The following is a 246-nucleotide window of genomic DNA, read 5'->3' as shown; positions in this document are numbered from 1 at the left end:
GGAGCCTCGTCGCCGTCGACCCCGGAGGCAGTGACCACCTCGGCGTCGTCGGTGTCGTCGGGCATCGGCTCCGTCTGGCGCCACTCCTCGACGTGGCTGGGCCCGTGGCCCTGCACGAACGGCTGCGCCTCGTGCTTGAGCTCCTCGTCCTGGATGGGTCCGTGCTTGGTGTTGCCGCGCTCGGCCATGTCCATTCTCCTTCCGTGTCGTCGGCCTGGTCCGGCCGGGGACGCCACAGAACGAACC

The 246-nt window shown here is 70.3% G+C and carries 1 protein-coding gene; it reads right to left on the bottom strand.

Translation table 11 applies throughout. From position 1 onward, the window contains the following. On the bottom strand, positions 1 to 188 hold a 188-nt coding region (locus SB719_RS21950), incomplete at its 3' end, for a hypothetical protein (protein ID WP_412160003.1). Positions 189 to 246: the final 58 nt, after the last annotated feature.

The organism is Pantoea sp. SIMBA_079, from assembly GCF_046940275.1.
In the GTDB taxonomy this organism is placed as follows: Bacteria; Pseudomonadota; Gammaproteobacteria; order Enterobacterales; family Enterobacteriaceae; genus Pantoea; species Pantoea borealis.
This window is presented reverse-complemented; position numbering and strand designations above follow the sequence as displayed.